The 14,621-nt window shown below is 70.6% G+C and carries 13 protein-coding genes and 2 tRNA genes; 6 read left to right on the forward strand and 9 right to left on the reverse strand.

Annotated elements, in window-relative coordinates; translation table 11 throughout:
- Nucleotides 1-16: 16 nt before the first annotated feature.
- From SACTE_RS10065 to SACTE_RS10075, 3 genes are all read right to left on the reverse strand, one after another.
- A complete protein-coding gene (locus tag SACTE_RS10065) occupies nt 17-622 on the reverse strand; it encodes an ATP-dependent Clp protease proteolytic subunit (protein WP_019992623.1) in 606 nt (201 codons plus the stop codon).
- Nucleotides 623-910: 288 nt separating this feature from the next.
- A complete protein-coding gene (gene tig, locus SACTE_RS10070; RefSeq protein WP_014045929.1) occupies nt 911-2,293 on the reverse strand; it encodes a trigger factor in 1,383 nt (460 codons plus the stop codon).
- A 163-nt stretch (nt 2,294-2,456) separates the two neighbouring features.
- A tRNA-Pro gene (locus SACTE_RS10075) sits at nt 2,457-2,533 on the reverse strand.
- A 191-nt stretch (nt 2,534-2,724) separates the two neighbouring features.
- On the opposite strand from SACTE_RS10075, the gene SACTE_RS10080 reads away from it, so the two are divergent.
- Nucleotides 2,725-2,798, forward strand: a tRNA-Gly gene (locus SACTE_RS10080).
- A gap of 123 nt (nt 2,799-2,921) precedes the next feature.
- Here SACTE_RS10080 and SACTE_RS10085 read toward each other — a convergent pair.
- On the reverse strand, nt 2,922-3,116 hold the full coding sequence (locus tag SACTE_RS10085; protein ID WP_014045930.1) for a hypothetical protein: 195 nt from the start codon (nt 3,114-3,116) through the stop codon (nt 2,922-2,924).
- 524 nt (nt 3,117-3,640) lie between these two features.
- On the opposite strand from SACTE_RS10085, the gene SACTE_RS10090 reads away from it, so the two are divergent.
- Entirely contained in the window at nt 3,641-4,795 is a 1,155-nt protein-coding gene (locus SACTE_RS10090) for an acyltransferase family protein (RefSeq protein WP_014045931.1), read from the forward strand.
- A 76-nt stretch (nt 4,796-4,871) separates the two neighbouring features.
- Here the strand turns inward: SACTE_RS10090 and SACTE_RS10095 are convergent, their stop codons facing one another.
- Entirely contained in the window at nt 4,872-5,345 is a 474-nt protein-coding gene (locus SACTE_RS10095; protein WP_014045932.1) for an HD domain-containing protein, read from the reverse strand.
- A gap of 149 nt (nt 5,346-5,494) precedes the next feature.
- On the opposite strand from SACTE_RS10095, the gene SACTE_RS10100 reads away from it, so the two are divergent.
- A complete protein-coding gene (locus SACTE_RS10100; protein WP_014045933.1) occupies nt 5,495-6,673 on the forward strand; it encodes a cation:proton antiporter in 1,179 nt (392 codons plus the stop codon).
- 167 nt (nt 6,674-6,840) lie between these two features.
- Here the strand turns inward: SACTE_RS10100 and SACTE_RS10105 are convergent, their stop codons facing one another.
- Nucleotides 6,841-8,004, reverse strand: coding sequence for a PP2C family protein-serine/threonine phosphatase (locus SACTE_RS10105; RefSeq protein ID WP_014045934.1), 1,164 nt, complete (start codon nt 8,002-8,004; stop codon nt 6,841-6,843).
- Nucleotides 8,005-8,090: 86 nt separating this feature from the next.
- Here SACTE_RS10105 and SACTE_RS10110 point away from each other — a divergent pair, with 86 nt between their 5' ends.
- Nucleotides 8,091-9,323, forward strand: a complete 1,233-nt coding sequence (locus SACTE_RS10110; RefSeq protein ID WP_014045935.1) for a GNAT family N-acetyltransferase — start codon at nt 8,091-8,093, stop codon at nt 9,321-9,323.
- 28 nt (nt 9,324-9,351) lie between these two features.
- Here the strand turns inward: SACTE_RS10110 and SACTE_RS10115 are convergent, their stop codons facing one another.
- Together SACTE_RS10115 and SACTE_RS10120 are read right to left on the reverse strand one after the other, a co-directional pair.
- Entirely contained in the window at nt 9,352-10,161 is an 810-nt protein-coding gene (locus SACTE_RS10115) for a DNA-formamidopyrimidine glycosylase family protein (RefSeq protein ID WP_014045936.1), read from the reverse strand.
- 95 nt (nt 10,162-10,256) lie between these two features.
- Nucleotides 10,257-10,745 carry a ribose-5-phosphate isomerase gene (locus SACTE_RS10120; RefSeq protein WP_014045937.1) on the reverse strand — a complete coding sequence of 163 codons (489 nt, stop codon included), beginning with the start codon at nt 10,743-10,745 and terminating at the stop codon, nt 10,257-10,259.
- Nucleotides 10,746-11,000: 255 nt separating this feature from the next.
- Between SACTE_RS10120 and SACTE_RS10125 the strand changes: the two genes are divergently transcribed.
- Together SACTE_RS10125 and SACTE_RS10130 are read left to right on the forward strand one after the other, a co-directional pair.
- Nucleotides 11,001-12,443, forward strand: coding sequence for an amino acid permease (locus tag SACTE_RS10125; RefSeq protein ID WP_014045938.1), 1,443 nt, complete (start codon nt 11,001-11,003; stop codon nt 12,441-12,443).
- An 89-nt stretch (nt 12,444-12,532) separates the two neighbouring features.
- On the forward strand, nt 12,533-13,825 hold the full coding sequence (locus tag SACTE_RS10130; RefSeq protein ID WP_014045939.1) for an FAD-dependent oxidoreductase: 1,293 nt from the start codon (nt 12,533-12,535) through the stop codon (nt 13,823-13,825).
- Here SACTE_RS10130 and SACTE_RS10135 read toward each other — a convergent pair.
- Entirely contained in the window at nt 13,806-14,399 is a 594-nt protein-coding gene (locus SACTE_RS10135; RefSeq protein ID WP_014045940.1) for a biotin transporter BioY, read from the reverse strand. The genes SACTE_RS10130 and SACTE_RS10135 overlap by 20 nt on opposite strands.
- Nucleotides 14,400-14,621: the final 222 nt, after the last annotated feature.

The following is a 14,621-nucleotide window of genomic DNA, read 5'->3' on the forward strand; positions in this document are numbered from 1 at the left end:
TCCGGGTGGGCCCGGATCAGGCGCCGGTGCCGCCGCCGCCCGGGATGCCCGACGCGAACGTGATGATCTCGTCGATGAGGCCGTAGTCCTTGGCCTCCTCGGCGGTGTACCAGCGGTCGCGGTCGCCGTCACGGATGATCGTTTCCACGGTCTGGCCGGAGTGGTGGGCGGTGATCTCCGCCATCCGCGTCTTCGTACGGAGCAGGTACTCGGCCTGGATCTTGATGTCCGAGGCGGTACCGCCGATGCCGGCCGAACCCTGGTGCATGAGGATGTCGGTGTTGGGGAGCGCGAAGCGCTTGCCCGCCGTACCGCCGGTGAGCAGGAACTGGCCCATCGAGGCCGCCATGCCCATACCGATGGTGACCACGTCGTTCGGGATGTACTGCATGGTGTCGTAGACCGCCATGCCGGCCGTCACCGAACCGCCGGGGCTGTTGATGTAGAGGTAGATGTCCTTGTCGGGGTCGGCGGCAAGGAGCAGAAGCTGTGCGGTGATCTTGTTGGCGATGTCATCGTCGACCTGCTGACCGAGGAAGATGATGCGCTCACCGAGCAGCCGGCTGTAGACCTGGTCACCGAGTCCGCCACCGAGGGACGGCTCTCCGGCGGCGAGGGGCATCAGATTCGTCACGTATCCACCTGCTCGTCTCTGACGGCTCCGGCCGTCTCAGCGTCTTCGTACCGGGTGGGCCGGGACTACCCGACCCTTCCTCTTATGGACCCTAACGCGCAGGTGGGACAACGCCATCCCGCTTCCCCAACTGTTCGCTGGGAGCGCAAGGTCAGCAGAGGGCGCAAGGGTTCCAGGGGGGCGTGAGCCCGTACGACGGCGGGCCCCGGACGTGGTGCGTCCGGGGCCCGCCGCGCGGTTCGGCTCCGACCGGGCCGGCCGGTCAGGGGCGAAGCCTCAGGCCTCGTTCTTCTCGTCGGCCTTCTCGGTGGACGCCTCGTCGGACGCGGCCTCGGTGGCCTCGTCCTCCTCGTCCTCGAGGTCGACGACCTCGCCGTTGGTGTCGACGACCTTGGCGGCCTCCACGACGACGGCGAGCGCCTTGCCGCGGGCGACCTCACCCACGAGCATCGGCACCTGGCCGCCTTCGACGACGGCCTGGGCGAACTGGTCGGGGCTCATGCCGGAGGACGCCGCACGCCGCATGAGGTGCTCGGTGAGCTCCTCCTGGTTGACGTTCAGCTTCTCCTTGTTGACGAGCTCGTCCAGGATGAACTGGGTCTTGATGCCCTTGACGGCCTGCTCGGACGTCTCGGCCTCGAACTCCTCGAGGGTCTTGCCCTGGATCTCCAGGTACTTCTCGAGGGTCAGGCCCATCTGACCGAGCTGGTGGTGCTCCAGGTTGTGCTTGCGGGTCTGGACCTCGTCCGCGAGGAGCTTCTCGGGGATCGGGACCTCGGCCAGCTTGAGGAGCTCCTCCAGGACGCGCTCCTGCGCCTGGGTGGCCTGGTCGTACTGCTTGGTGTTCTCAAGGCGCTTGCGGCTGTCCTCGCGGAGCTCGGCGAGCGTGTCGAACTCGCTCGCCATCTGCGCGAAGTCGTCGTCCAGCTCGGGCAGTTCGCGGGAGGCGACGGCGGTGACCTTGACGGTGACCTCCGCTTCCTTGCCCTCGGCGGAGCCGCCCTTCAGCTCGGAGGTGAAGGTGGCCTCGCCACCGGCCTCCAGGCCGGTCACGGCCTCGTCGATGCCCTCGAGGAGCTCGCCGGAACCGATGGTGTACGAGACACCGGCGGCCACGCCGTCCTCCAGGACCTCTCCGTCGACCTTGGCCTCCAGGTCGATCGTCACGACGTCGCCGTCGGCGGCGGCGCGCTCCACCGGGTTGGTGGAGGCGAAGCGCTCACGGAGCTGCTCGACGGCCTTGTCGACCTCTTCGTCGCTGACCTCGAGGGCGTCCACGGTGACCTCGATGCCGGAGTAGTCCGGGATCTCGATCTCGGGGCGCACGTCCACCTCGGCGGTGAAGGCCAGCAGCTCGCCGTCCTTCAGCTCCGTGATGTCGACCTCGGGCTGGCCCAGGACGTTGAGCTCACCCTCGTTGACCGCCTCGGTGTAGAACTTCGGGAGGGCGTCGTTGACGGCCTCCTCCAGAACAGCACCACGGCCGAACCGCTGGTCGATGACCCGGTTGGGGATCTTGCCCTTACGGAAGCCCTTCACCGTGACCTGCTGGTTGATCTTCTTGTACGCCGCGTCGAGGCTGTCCTTGAGCTCCTCGAAGGGCACCTCGATGCTGAGCCGAACCCGAGTCGGGTTCAGGGTCTCCACGGCGCTCTTCACGGTTCGGTCTCCTTGGTGGCTGACTTCTTGGGGTTCTGCTGGGCCGCCGAACGGCGGCTTCGCGGATCGAGCCCGGTACATCAGACACACGGGCACGCAATTTGCATAGTAACGGCAAGCGGGATGATGCCCACAACGCGATCCCCGCTGCGGATCTGGCTGGTGGTCGGGGTGGCCGGATTCGAACCGACGACCTTCCGCTCCCAAAGCGGACGCGCTACCAAGCTGCGCCACACCCCGTCGGTGCGACACGTAGGGTACATGGCCGCGAGCGGTGCACCGGACGCTTTACGGGGCCGCCCCGCCCGCAGGAGGGAGCCGCTCGCGAGGGGCGTGCCGGGGGGCCGCGCCGGTACGGGTGTGCGCGCACCCGCCCCGACCCGCTACGATGCTTCCCGTACCGCGGTCCTGGGACCTGCGGTGCGGTGTCTGCGGGCGTAGCTCAATGGTAGAGCCCTAGTCTTCCAAACTAGCTACGCGGGTTCGATTCCCGTCGCCCGCTCCAACGGCTCAGGGCCGGGTCGGAGGTTCGTCCTCCGACCCGGCCCTGATGCGTTCCGGATCGCCTCCGCCCCGCCCGCACGCCCCGCCGCCCGGACGGGGGCGAGGCCGGCGCACGGACTCCAGGTCAGAAGCTGATCTGGTTGATCGTGTCGGCTATCGAGTTCATGAATCTGTTGATCGACGGCGCGATGCCCGTCGATGCCAGGAAGAAGCCGAAGAGCACGGCGACGACCGCCGGGCCGCCCTTGAGCGATCCACCGCGGATGAGCACTACCAGGACGATCCCCAGCAGAAGCACCACAGACAGCGAAATGGCCACGACTGATCACACCCTCGGTCGGTCCGCCTTGCCGGCCGGGCGGCGTGCGGCCGAGCACACCCCCGTCGCGCCCATCGTGCCACCAACTCCCGTCCGTCCGCTGCGGAGTGACACACCCGACTGACCGGATCTCGCCATCCTTGCGCCCGCGTGCGCCCGGGCGTGCACCGGCGCGGGGCCGGAGCACGGGGGCTCGCCATCGGGGCACACCACCACTTCCCCGGAAAATTGTGCATTCCCTGTGTACGAAGCGAATCGAATATCGATCGACGCGATCGTTCCCACATCCCCACACTTCTTTCACAGGCAACTCCTGGGTCCTTGCCAGGGCTCGGCCATAAAGCAGTGCCAGGTAATTCACCGTTCTCGCTCTCCGCCAACTGGCCGGAGTTATGCCCTGTTTAAGCGGGATCAATCGCCTGATATCGACCGCTGGGCGGTGGTTTCGTTTTCGATTGGGCGGGAACACGCGATATCTCTGGCGAGTTTTACCGCTGCTGATCGACGGGTCTAGGGTGCCTTAAATGTTCAGTGCTCCGAGCGCATTTCAAAGGACCGCCGTCCCGCCGGACACCCGGGAGTCGGAGCCCAGACACGCCCAGCCCTCGGCCGATGGCGCGGTCGCCACCGTGACCGCACCGGCCCGCGCCTCGGCACCGGCTCCCGGCAAGCAGCGCGACGCCTGGTTCGACAATGTGAAGTACCTCGCGATCGTGCTCGTCGCCGTGGCTCACGCCTGGGAGCCGGTGATGGACGGCAGCCGCACCACACGGGCGCTGTACATGGTCGTCTACGCGTTCCACATGCCCGCCTTCATCGTCATCTCCGGCTACTTCTCACGGTCGTTCGAGATGACACCGGTGAAGGTGAAGCGCCTGGTGAGCACCGTCGTCGTGCCCTACATCGTGTTCGAGACGGCATATTCGCTGTTCAGGCGGTACGCCGGAGGCTTCGACGACACCCCGATCAGCCTGCTCGACCCGCTGTTCCTCACGTGGTTCCTGATCGCCCTGTTCATCTGGCGCGTCACCACCCCGCTGTGGCGGTCCCTGCGCCACCCGCTGCCGGTCGCCCTGGTGATCGGCATGCTCGCCATGGTGACCCCGGGCATCGGCGACGACCTGGACCTCCAGCGCGTCCTGCAGTTCCTGCCGTTCTTCGTCCTCGGACTCGCCCTGAAGCCGGAGCACTTCGAGCTGATCAGGCGTCGCGAGGTGCGGATGCTGTCCGTGCCGCTGTTCGCGGGGGCCGTCGCCTTCGCCTACTGGCTCGCACCCCGCATGCAGCTCGGCTGGTTCTACCACGCGAGCAGTGCCCAGGAGTTGGAGGCGCCCTGGTGGTCGGGGGTCGTCACGTACCTGGTGATGTTCGCGTGCTCCACGGCCCTCACGGTCGGATTCCTGGCGCTCACCCCGCGCCGGCCCATGTGGTTCACCGCGCTCGGCGCCGGGACGATCTGCGGCTACCTGCTGCACGGATTCCTGGTGAAGGGGGCGGGCTACTTCGGGCTGTTCGACCGCTACACGTGGCTGTCGGATCCGGCCGGACTCGTGGTCGTCTCCGTCGCCGCGGCGGTCGCGGTGACCCTGATGTGCACCCCGCGGGTGCGCCGCGCGCTGCGTTTCGCCACCGAGCCGGACCTCGACCGGTTCTTCCGCCCGGAGTCCCCCGGCCGCTGATCGTGTCCGGATCGTTCCGGTCCCCCGCCCCGCGTCCCGCCGTCCCCCTCCCGGCGCGCCGCGGGGTTGGCCGGAATCAGCCGTCCTGGGGCAAGTTCGCCGCAGGGAGCCCCAACAACCCGCGTACCTGCGCATATTTCGCCGTCAGCCGGGTACGCACCGCCGGTTCCAGCACCGCGAGCCGGGCCGGATCCGTATTGTGCGCCAGGTCCGCCTCCTTGATCAGCGAAGCGCCCGGGGTGGCGAGAATCCGCCCGGTGTAGGCGTGCAGGTCCTCGCCGTCCCGCTTGGTGACGGCGAGGACCATGTCCTTGACCCGCTCCGGCAGCGCGGCCTCCTCCAGCCACCGCCGGGAGAGCGCGTCGTCCTCCACGGCGTCGTGCAGCCACGCCGCGGCGATCTGCTCGTCGCTGCCGCCCCGCGCCCGTACCCCCTCGGCGACCGCGGCCAGATGCTCGACGTAGGGGCGCCCCGCCTTGTCCCGCTGCCCGCGATGGGCCTCGCGGGCGATCGACTCGACCTCGGTCAGGGTGAGATACGGGCGCGGCATGCGCCGACTGTAGCCCTCCCGCACAAGACTTCGAAGGGTCCAGACTTGCCTGGTCAATCGTTCGGTAAACTAATTACTGACGATTCCTTGACGCGCTCTTGACCGAACGAAGGACCAGGCTCATCGGACACGCAGACATCCTCATCGCCATGGGAGGCGCCTTCCTGGCCGCCGCCGTCCTCGCCCGCGTCGGCGGCCGTATCGGACTGCCGACCATTCCCCTGTTCATCCTGGCCGGGATCCTCCTCGGCCCCCACACCCCCGGGTTCGCCATCGTCGACGACCCCCACGAGCTGGAGATGCTCTCCGCGCTCGGCCTCGTGCTGCTGCTCTTCTACCTGGGGCTGGAGTTCCACCTCGACGACCTCAAAGCGGGTGGGCGCAAGATGGTGCTCGCCGGCACCGTCTACCTCATCCTCAACGTCGGCGCCGGGCTCGGCTTCGGCTTCCTGCTGGGCTGGGGCACCGCCGAGGCGCTGGTCATGGCCGGAGTCATCGGCATCTCCTCCTCGGCGATCGTCACCAAGATCCTGGTGGACCTGAAACGCCTCGGCAGCCCGGAGACCAAGCCGATCCTCGGCATCATCGTGGTCGACGACGTCTTCCTGGCCCTCTACCTGGCCGCCCTCCAGCCGATCCTGTCCCACTCGGACGGCCTCGGCGCGGCACTGCGGGACGGCGGCAAAGCGTTCGGCTTCCTCCTGCTGCTCGCCCTGGCCGCCCGCTTCGGCACCAAGGTCATCAGCAAGCTGATCAACACCCGGGACGACGAGCTCCTGGTCATCTCCTTCCTCGGCGCCGCGGTCTTCGTCGCCGGTGTCTCCGACTGGTTCGGGGTCGCGGACGCGATCGGCGCCTTCATGGTGGGTCTGATGCTCGGCAGCACGACCTCCGGGGCCCGCATCATGAAGCTGGTCCATCCGCTGCGGGACGCCTTCGGGGCGATCTTCTTCTTCGCGTTCGGCCTGTCCATCGACCCGGGCGACCTGCCGAGCGTGGCGTGGCCGGTGCTGGCCGCCGTCGTCCTGACGGTGGCGATGAACGTGCTCTCCGGCATGTTCTCCGCGCGGGTGTACGGCTTCGGCGCGCTGGCCGCGTCGAACATCTCCACCACGCTCATGGCCCGGGGCGAGTTCGCGCTCATCCTGGCCACCATGGCGGCGGGCGCCGGGCTGGACGAACGGCTCTCGCCGTTCATCGCCGGGTACGTGCTCGTGCTCGCGGTCCTCTCCCCCCTCGCAGCCGGACGCTCCCACTGGCTGGCCCGGCTGCTGCCCGGAGGGCGCGCGGAAGAGCGGGAGGAAGAGAAAGCCCCCGTGCCGGTCTGAGGGGTGCCCCGGGTGCGGTGCCCCCCACCCGCACCCGGGCACCCACTTTCGAGTGGGAAGCGGGCGTCGCATTGACGCCCGTTCCGTTCGTCCCGTTTCAGGCATGGTTGCGCTTCGGTCGGGAGACGGCTGCGCTTCGGTCGGGACCGGGCCCCTCCCCCGGCGGATCAGGCGCGGCGGGACAGCAGCAGAAGCGCGCGGTCGTCGTTGACGTCCCTGGCGCAGGCCTCGATGAGGTGCCAGGCGGCGCCCTCGAAACCGGTAGCGACATAGCGGTCGGCCTCGCCCGTCAGCCGGTCGATGCCCTCGGACAGCTCCTGGTCGGAGGTCTCCACCAAGCCGTCCGTGAACAGCATCAGTACGTCACCGGGGGCCAGGGATCCCTTGACCGCGTCGAACTCCGCGCCGTCGTACACCCCGAGGAGCGGGCCCTCGGCCGCCTTCTCCTCCCAGCGGCCGCTGCCCGCGTGCAGTTGCAGTGCGGGGGGATGCCCGGCCGAGAGCAGTTCGTAGTCGCCCGATTCGAGGTCCAGCACGAGATGGATCGAGGTGGCGAACCCCTCGTCCCAGTCCTGGCGCAGCAGGTAGCCGTTGGCGGCCGGCAGGAAGCCGTGCGGTGGGAGCGATCCCAGGAGCCCGCCGAAGGCGCCGGACAGCAGCAGGGCGCGGGAGGCGGCGTCCATCCCCTTGCCGGAGACGTCGGTGAGGACGACCTCCAGCGTGCGGCCGCCGTTGGTGCGGGCAGCGACGACGAAGTCCCCGGAGAAGGACTGGCCGCCGGCCGGCCGCAGGGCCATCTCCCGGTGCCAGCCCTGGGGCAGCCGCGGCAGGGCGCTCTGGACCCTGATGCGTTCGCGCAGGTCGAAGAGCATGGTGCCGCCGCGCCGCCACGGCACTCCGACCCTGGCCCGGAACTGGGCGAGGACCAGCCCGAAGAAGCCGCAGGCGGCGACCGTCAGGACGGTCCCCGGGGTCACCGCCGCCGGTTCCTGCAGGTAGGAGCCGAGACGGAGCGACTCCACGATCAGCGCGGCGGCCGCGGCGGCGTAGAGGCTCAGCAGACTGGCCGGCCGCAGCAGCAGACCGCCGACGACGATCGGGAGCGCCAGCAGGGCGGGTGAGAACCAGACGGGGTCGAGCAGGGTGGCGCAGGTGATGGCCGGGACGAGAAGCATCAGCCCGGCCAGGGCTATCCAGTCGGAGCCGTCACCACGGAAGTAGTCGACTCCGGACCGGCGCAGCGCGATGCGGGCCCGGTGCGCCGATCTCCGCCACCGGGCCGTGTACGCGTCTGCTCCTCCACGACTGGCCACTGTCGGGACCCTATCCATCCGGCGGCCTCCGGTGCAGGGGGACCCCGGGACAATGTGCCCGAACCGGTGTCGACCGAGCGAAGCGCCCCTGGTAAGCAGGTCACATGAACACAGAATTGCGGATTCCGTCTGTCGCCGACTGGGACACCTGGCTCGGCTGTCTCGAACTTGCGTTCGGCGGAGTTCCGCTCACCCCCGAGTCCCGTGAGATGTACGCCACGCTGTCCCGCCCGGACCGTTCGCTCGGCCACTGGGACGGTGAGGAATGCGTGGGTACGGCGGGGGCGTACGCGTTCCAGGTGACCGTGCCGGGCGGCGCCGCGGTGCCGGCCGCCGGGGTGACGATGGTGAGCGTCGCCGCCACGCACCGCAGGCAGGGCCTGCTGACCTCCATGATGCGCCGTCAGCTGGACGACGTCCGCTCCTGGGGCGAGCCGATCGCCGTGCTGAAGGCGTCGGAACCGGCCATCTACGGACGGTTCGGCTACGGGGCGGCCACCCAGGAGACGGGACTGCGGATCGACACCTCGCTGGTGCGGCTCGCCCTCCCGCCGGGCACGGACGGGGTCCGGCTGCGGCGCGTGTCGCCGGCCGGGGCGCTCGACGCCTGCGAGGCGGTGTACGCGCGGCTGGCGCCCGACCGGCCCGGCACCCCGGTCCGGCAGCCCGGCTGGGAGCAACTGGCCGTGAACGACCCGGCCGCGCACCGGGAGGGCGGGTCCCCTCTGATCTGCGTCCTCGCCGAGCGGGACGGGGAGGTCACCGGATACGTCACCTACCGTGTCCGGCCCGCCTGGGACGAGGCCGGCCCCCGGGGCACGGTCGCCGTGCGCGATCTGGCGGCGCTGGATGCCGCCTCCTACGCGGCGCTGTGGCGCTTCCTGTTCGGGATCGATCTCACTTCGTCGATCGAGTGCGGCAACCGGCCGGCCGACGACGCCGTGCTCCGGCTGGTCTCGGACGTACGGCGCTGCGAGGTGCGGCTGCGGGACGGGCTCTACGTGCGTCTGGTCGATGTGGGCGCGGCGTTGGAGGCACGGCGCTACCGGGCGCCGGTGGACCTGGTGCTGGAGGTCGAGGACGACTTCTGCCCGTGGAACGCGGGGCGTTGGCGGCTGACGGGCGACGCGAAGGGGGTGGCGTCCTGCCGCCGGACCGAGGACCGGGCCGATCTGGCGCTGTCCGTGCGGGACCTGGGCGCCGCCTATCTGGGCGGGGTGTCCCTGACGTCCCTGGCGTCGGCCGGGCTGGTGCGGGAGAACCGGCCGGGGGCGGTGGCGGAGGCGGCTCTGGCGTTCTCCTGGGACGTCGCCCCGTGGTGTCCGCACGAGTTCTGAACCGGGGGCGGGACGCTCCCCGCCCCGCTCAGCGGCGCTGGCAGGCCGGGCACCAGAAGAGGTTGCGGGCGGCGAGGTCGGCCGTTCGGATCTCGGTGGCGCAGATGTGGCAGGCCTGCCGGGCCCGGCGGTAGACGTAGACCTCGCCGCCGTGGTCGTCGACGCGCGCCGGGCGGCCCATCGCCTCGGGCAGGTGCTCGGGGCGGACGGTGTCGATGCGGTTGTTGCGGACGCCCTCACGCATCAGTGCGCCGAGGTCCGCCCAGATGGCGTCCCACTCGCTCCTGGTGAGGTCCTTGCCCGGGCGGTACGGGTCGATGCCGTGCCGGAAGAGGACCTCCGCGCGGTAGACGTTGCCGACGCCCGCCACGACCTTCTGGTCCATCAGCAGGGCGGCCACGGTGACCCGGCTCCGGGAGATCCGCAGCCACGCCCGCTCGCCGTCCTCGTCCTCGCGCAGCGGGTCCGGGCCGAGCCGGGCGTGTATCGCGCGCTTCTCGTCCTCCGTGATCAGGGCGCAGGTGGTGGGGCCGCGCAGGTCGGCGTAGTCGGAGGCGTTGACCAGGCGCAGCCGGACCGTGTCGGTGGGCGGCGGCGCCGGGGTGGTGCCGAAGCCGAGCTTGCCGAAGAGCCCGAGGTGGATGTGGACCCACTCGGGCCCGTCGAAGCCCAGGAAGAGGTGCTTGCCGTGGGCGTCGGTGTCCGTGAGGACCCGGCCGTCGAGCCGGGCGGCGCTCTCGGCGAACTTCCGCTGCGGGCTGCTCACGCGGACCGGGGAACCCGCGAACCGTGCGCGGTGGTCCGCGGCCAGGCGGTGGATCGTATGCCCCTCGGGCACGGCGGTCTCCTCGGTGCGGACGACTCGGTGGAACGACCGTGCCGCCGGGCGACGGGGACCGGCGGCACGGGTGAGCGGGTGACGGCCGGGAGCGGTCAGCCCTGCTGCGGGTGGTGGGCCGGGATCGGCGGGAGCTCGCCGGTGTTCTCGTACGCCGTGAGCATGTCGATGCGGCGGGTGTGGCGCTCCTCGCCGGAGTACGGGGTGTTCAGGAAGATCTCGACGAACTTCGTGGACTCCTCGACCGTGTGCATCCGGCCGCCGATGGCCACGACGTTGGCGTCGTTGTGCTCGCGGCCGAGGGCGGCGGTCTGCTCGCTCCAGGCGAGCGCGGCGCGGACGCCCTTGACCTTGTTGGCGGCGATCTGCTCGCCGTTGCCCGAGCCGCCGATGACGATACCGAGGCTGTCCCCGTCCGCGGCCGTCCGCTCGGCGGCGCGGAGGCAGAACGGCGGGTAGTCGTCCTGGGCGTCGTAGATGTGGGGACCGCAGTCGACGGCCTCGTGGCCGTGGGCGGTGAGCCACTCGACGAGGTGGTTCTTGAGTTCGTAGCCGGCATGGTCGGAGCCGAGGTACACGCGCATGTGCGAAGTGTGGCACGGACCGGGCTGGGTAGCTGTCAGCGGGGTCGGGGCCTCGGACCCCTGCCGGACGGGGTCCGCGGCCGGTTCCGGGGGTGCCTGTGGGGCATGGCACTCGGGCAACGATCGGGTCAAAAAAACGGAGGTCGGGCTTCCGTTCCGTGCCCCGGCCGGGCTTGAATGCCTGGTCCCGCCGTGGCACCACCACTGCCGCGGCAAGCCCGAGACCCATGATCAGAAAACGTAAGGATTCGATCCATGACGTCCCAGACAACGATGGCGGAGCCGGGACAACAGCCCGGTGAGCCGGGCAAGCAGGGTTCCGACGACGGGCTCCAGGCCGGCCTCAAGAACCGGCACCTGTCGATGATCGCCATCGGCGGTGTCATCGGTGCCGGGCTCTTCGTCGGTTCCAGCGCCGGCATCGCCGCGGCCGGACCGGCCATCCTGGTGTCGTACGCCCTGGTCGGCATGATGGTCGTCCTCGTCATGCGGATGCTCGGGGAGATGGCCGCCGCCCGGCCGACCTCCGGCTCCTTCTCCGCCTACGCCGACCGGGCCCTGGGCCGCTGGGCCGGTTTCTCGATCGGCTGGCTGTACTGGTTCTTCTGGGTCGTGGTGCTCGCCGTGGAGGCCACGGCGGGCGCCACGATCCTGGAGGGCTGGGTCCCGGCGGTGCCCCAATGGGCCTGGTCGCTGATCGTCATGGTGGTGCTGACCGCGACCAATCTGGTCTCGGTCGGCAGCTACGGGGAGTTCGAGTTCTGGTTCGCCGGGATCAAGGTGGTGGCGATCGGCGCCTTCGTCGTCGTCGGCCTGCTCGCCGTCTTCGGCGTGCTGCCGGGGTCGGACAACCCCGGTGCGGGCTTCGCGCACCTCACGGACGCCGGAGGGTTCTTCCCCGAGGGACCGGGGGCGATCCTCACCGGCATCCTGATGGTCGTCTTCTCCTTCATGGGCAGCGAGATCGTGACGCTGGCCGCCGGTGAGTCCTCGAATCCGCAGCGGGCCGTCTCCAAGGCCACCAACAGCGTGATCTGGCGTATCGCCGTCTTCTACCTGGGCTCGATCTTCGTCGTCCTGACGCTGCTGCCGTGGAACGACGCCTCGATCGTCAAGGACGGTTCGTACGTCGCCGCGCTCAACTCCATCGGCATCCCGCACGCCGGGCAGGTCATGAACGTCATCGTGCTCACGGCGGTGCTGTCCTGCCTCAACTCCGGCCTGTACACCGCGTCCCGGATGGCCTTCTCGCTCGGCCGGCGCGGCGACGCCCCCCAGGCCTTCGCCCGGGTCAACAAGCGGGGTGTGCCGCAGGCGGCCATCCTCTCGTCCGTCGTGTTCGGCTTCGTGGCGGTCTTCTTCAACTACCAGTGGCCCGACACGGTGTTCCAGTTCCTGCTGAACTCCTCCGGCGCCGTCGCCCTGTTCGTCTGGCTGGTCATCTGCTTCACGCAACTGCGGATGCGCGGCATCATCCTGCGCGAGCAGCCCGAGAAGCTGGTCGTCAGGATGTGGCTCTTCCCCTACCTGACCTGGGCGACGATCGCGATGATCTCGTTCGTGCTGGTCTACATGCTGACCGACGACGCGGGCCGCGAGCAGGTGCTGCTCTCACTGCTGGTCGCCGCCCTGGTGGTTGCTGTCTCGCTGGTGCGTGAGGCCCGCGGCCGGAAGGCGGGTGCCACCCCGGTCGAGTGACCGGCGCCGATACCTGACGGCAGGTGTCAGGTATCAGCGGAAGGCTCTCCTTCGCCACGCCACCAGCGAGCGAACGGAGAGCCTTCGTCATGACCGCCGCCCCCGCCAGTTTCCAGACCGGCTTCACCCTCTCCCCCGGCGTCCTGGTGGACGCCGCCGACGCGGCCGACGTACGGGAGGCGGTGCGCCGGGCCGCCGACCGCCGGCTGTCCGTCGCGGTGCACGCCACCGGGCACGGGCTGCCGGGGCCCGTCGAGGGCGGGATGCTGATCGCCACCCACCGGATGGACGGCGTCACGGTCGACCCGGAGCGGCACACCGCCCGTGTCGCGGCCGGTACGCCCTGGGGCCGGGTGATCGAGGCGGCCGCCGTCCACGGCCTCGCCCCGCTCAACGGCTCGTCCCCGGGCGTGGGGGCCGTCTCCTACACGCTCGGCGGCGGACTGGGCATCCTGGCCCGCGAGTTCGGCTACGCCGCCGACCACGTCCGCTCACTGGACGTGGTGACCGCGGACGGGGTCGCGCGCGAGGTCACGCCGACGGGCGAGCCGGACCTCTTCTGGGGGCTGCGGGGCGGCGGCCACCGCCTGGGAGTCGTGACGGGGCTGGAGATCGGCCTGGTGCCCGTGGCGCGGCTGTACGGCGGGGCGGTGGCCTACGACGGGGAGCACGCGGCCGAGGTGGTGCGGGGCTATCTGGAGTGGACCCGGACCCTGCCGGACACCTGCACGTCCTCGCTGTCGGCGATGACCTACCCCGATCTGCCCCAGGTGCCCGAGGCGGTGCGGGGCCGGTACCTGGTCTCGGTGCGGATCGCGTACACCGGCGGCGCCGCGGACGGCGAGGCGCTGGTGGCGCCGCTGCGGACGACGGCTCCGGTGGCCTCCGACTCGCTGCGGGAGATGCCGTACACCGAGAGCCACACGATCCACAGCGACCCGCCGTTCCCGCACGCCTACTACGGGGACAGCGCGGTGCTGCGCGATCTCGACGCGGTGGCGGCCGCGCGGGTGCTGGAGCTGACCGGTCCGCAGGCGCCGATGATGACGGTGGTGCAGCTCAACCACCTGGGCGGCGCGCTCGCCGCGCCGCCCGCCGCCGCCGGCGCGGTGCCCTACCGGGAGGCGGGCTTCCTGCTGCGGCTGCTGTCCCCGCTGGGCGGCACGGACGTGGCGGCCGTCCGGTCGTTGTACGGGGAGGTGACCGGGCTGCTCGCGCCGCACCTCATGGGCCGGGCGCTGAACTTCTCCTTCGGCGGGGGCGACCGCACCGACGGCTTCCACGCCCCCCGGACACGCGAGAGGCTCGCCGGTCTGGTGTCGCGCTACGACCCGGCGAGCCTCTTCGGCGGTCCGTACGGCGTCAGCCGCGACGCCCGATGAGCTTCCAGGAGGCGGGCAGCGCCCCCATGGCCAGGGCGGCCTTCAGCGCGTCACCGACCAGGAACGGCACCAGGCCCGCGGCGACGGCGGCGCTCGCCGACATCCCGGTGGAGAGCGCCAGGTACGGAACGCCGACCGCGTAGACGACCAGGGAGCCGACGGCCATCGTGCCGGCGGTGCGCAGCACGGAGCGGTCGCCGCCCCGGCGGGCGAGGCCGCCGACGACGGTGGCGGCGAGCAGCATGCCGAGGACGTAGCCGAAGGAGGCGCCGCCCGGACCCGAGGTGCCCTCGGAGAACCACGGCACGCCCGCCATGCCGACGAGCGCGTACAGGGCGAGGGAGAGGAAGCCGCGGCGGGCGCCGAGCGCGGTGCCGATGAGCAGGGCCGCGAAGGTCTGGCCGGTGACCGGGACCGGGGAGCCCGGGACGGGCACGGCGATCTGGGCGGCGATCCCGGTGAGGACGGCGCCGCCGGCGACCAGCGCGGTGTCCACCGCGTAGCGGTGCCGGGCTGCGGGCAGCAGGTCGGCGAGGACCGCTCCGGAACGGACGGGGGCGGCAGCAGTGCTCATCGGGACTCCGCGGGTGAGGGTGGGCAGGAGGGACTGAGGCGACGTTAGCCGACCGGGCCGTGCGCGATCACCGTCGGCCGCCGACAAAGCGGCCGGTGAGGCATTGGTGGGATCCGCACAAGACAACCGCCGTAATCATCCGTCGGCGTGATGCTTGTCACGCTGGCAAAGGCACGGTTTCGGCCTCCGGGCCGGTGCGGGCGATTCCGGGGTGACTGTAGG

The organism is Streptomyces sp. SirexAA-E, assembly GCF_000177195.2.
GTDB lineage: Bacteria > Actinomycetota > Actinomycetes > Streptomycetales > Streptomycetaceae > Streptomyces > Streptomyces flavovirens.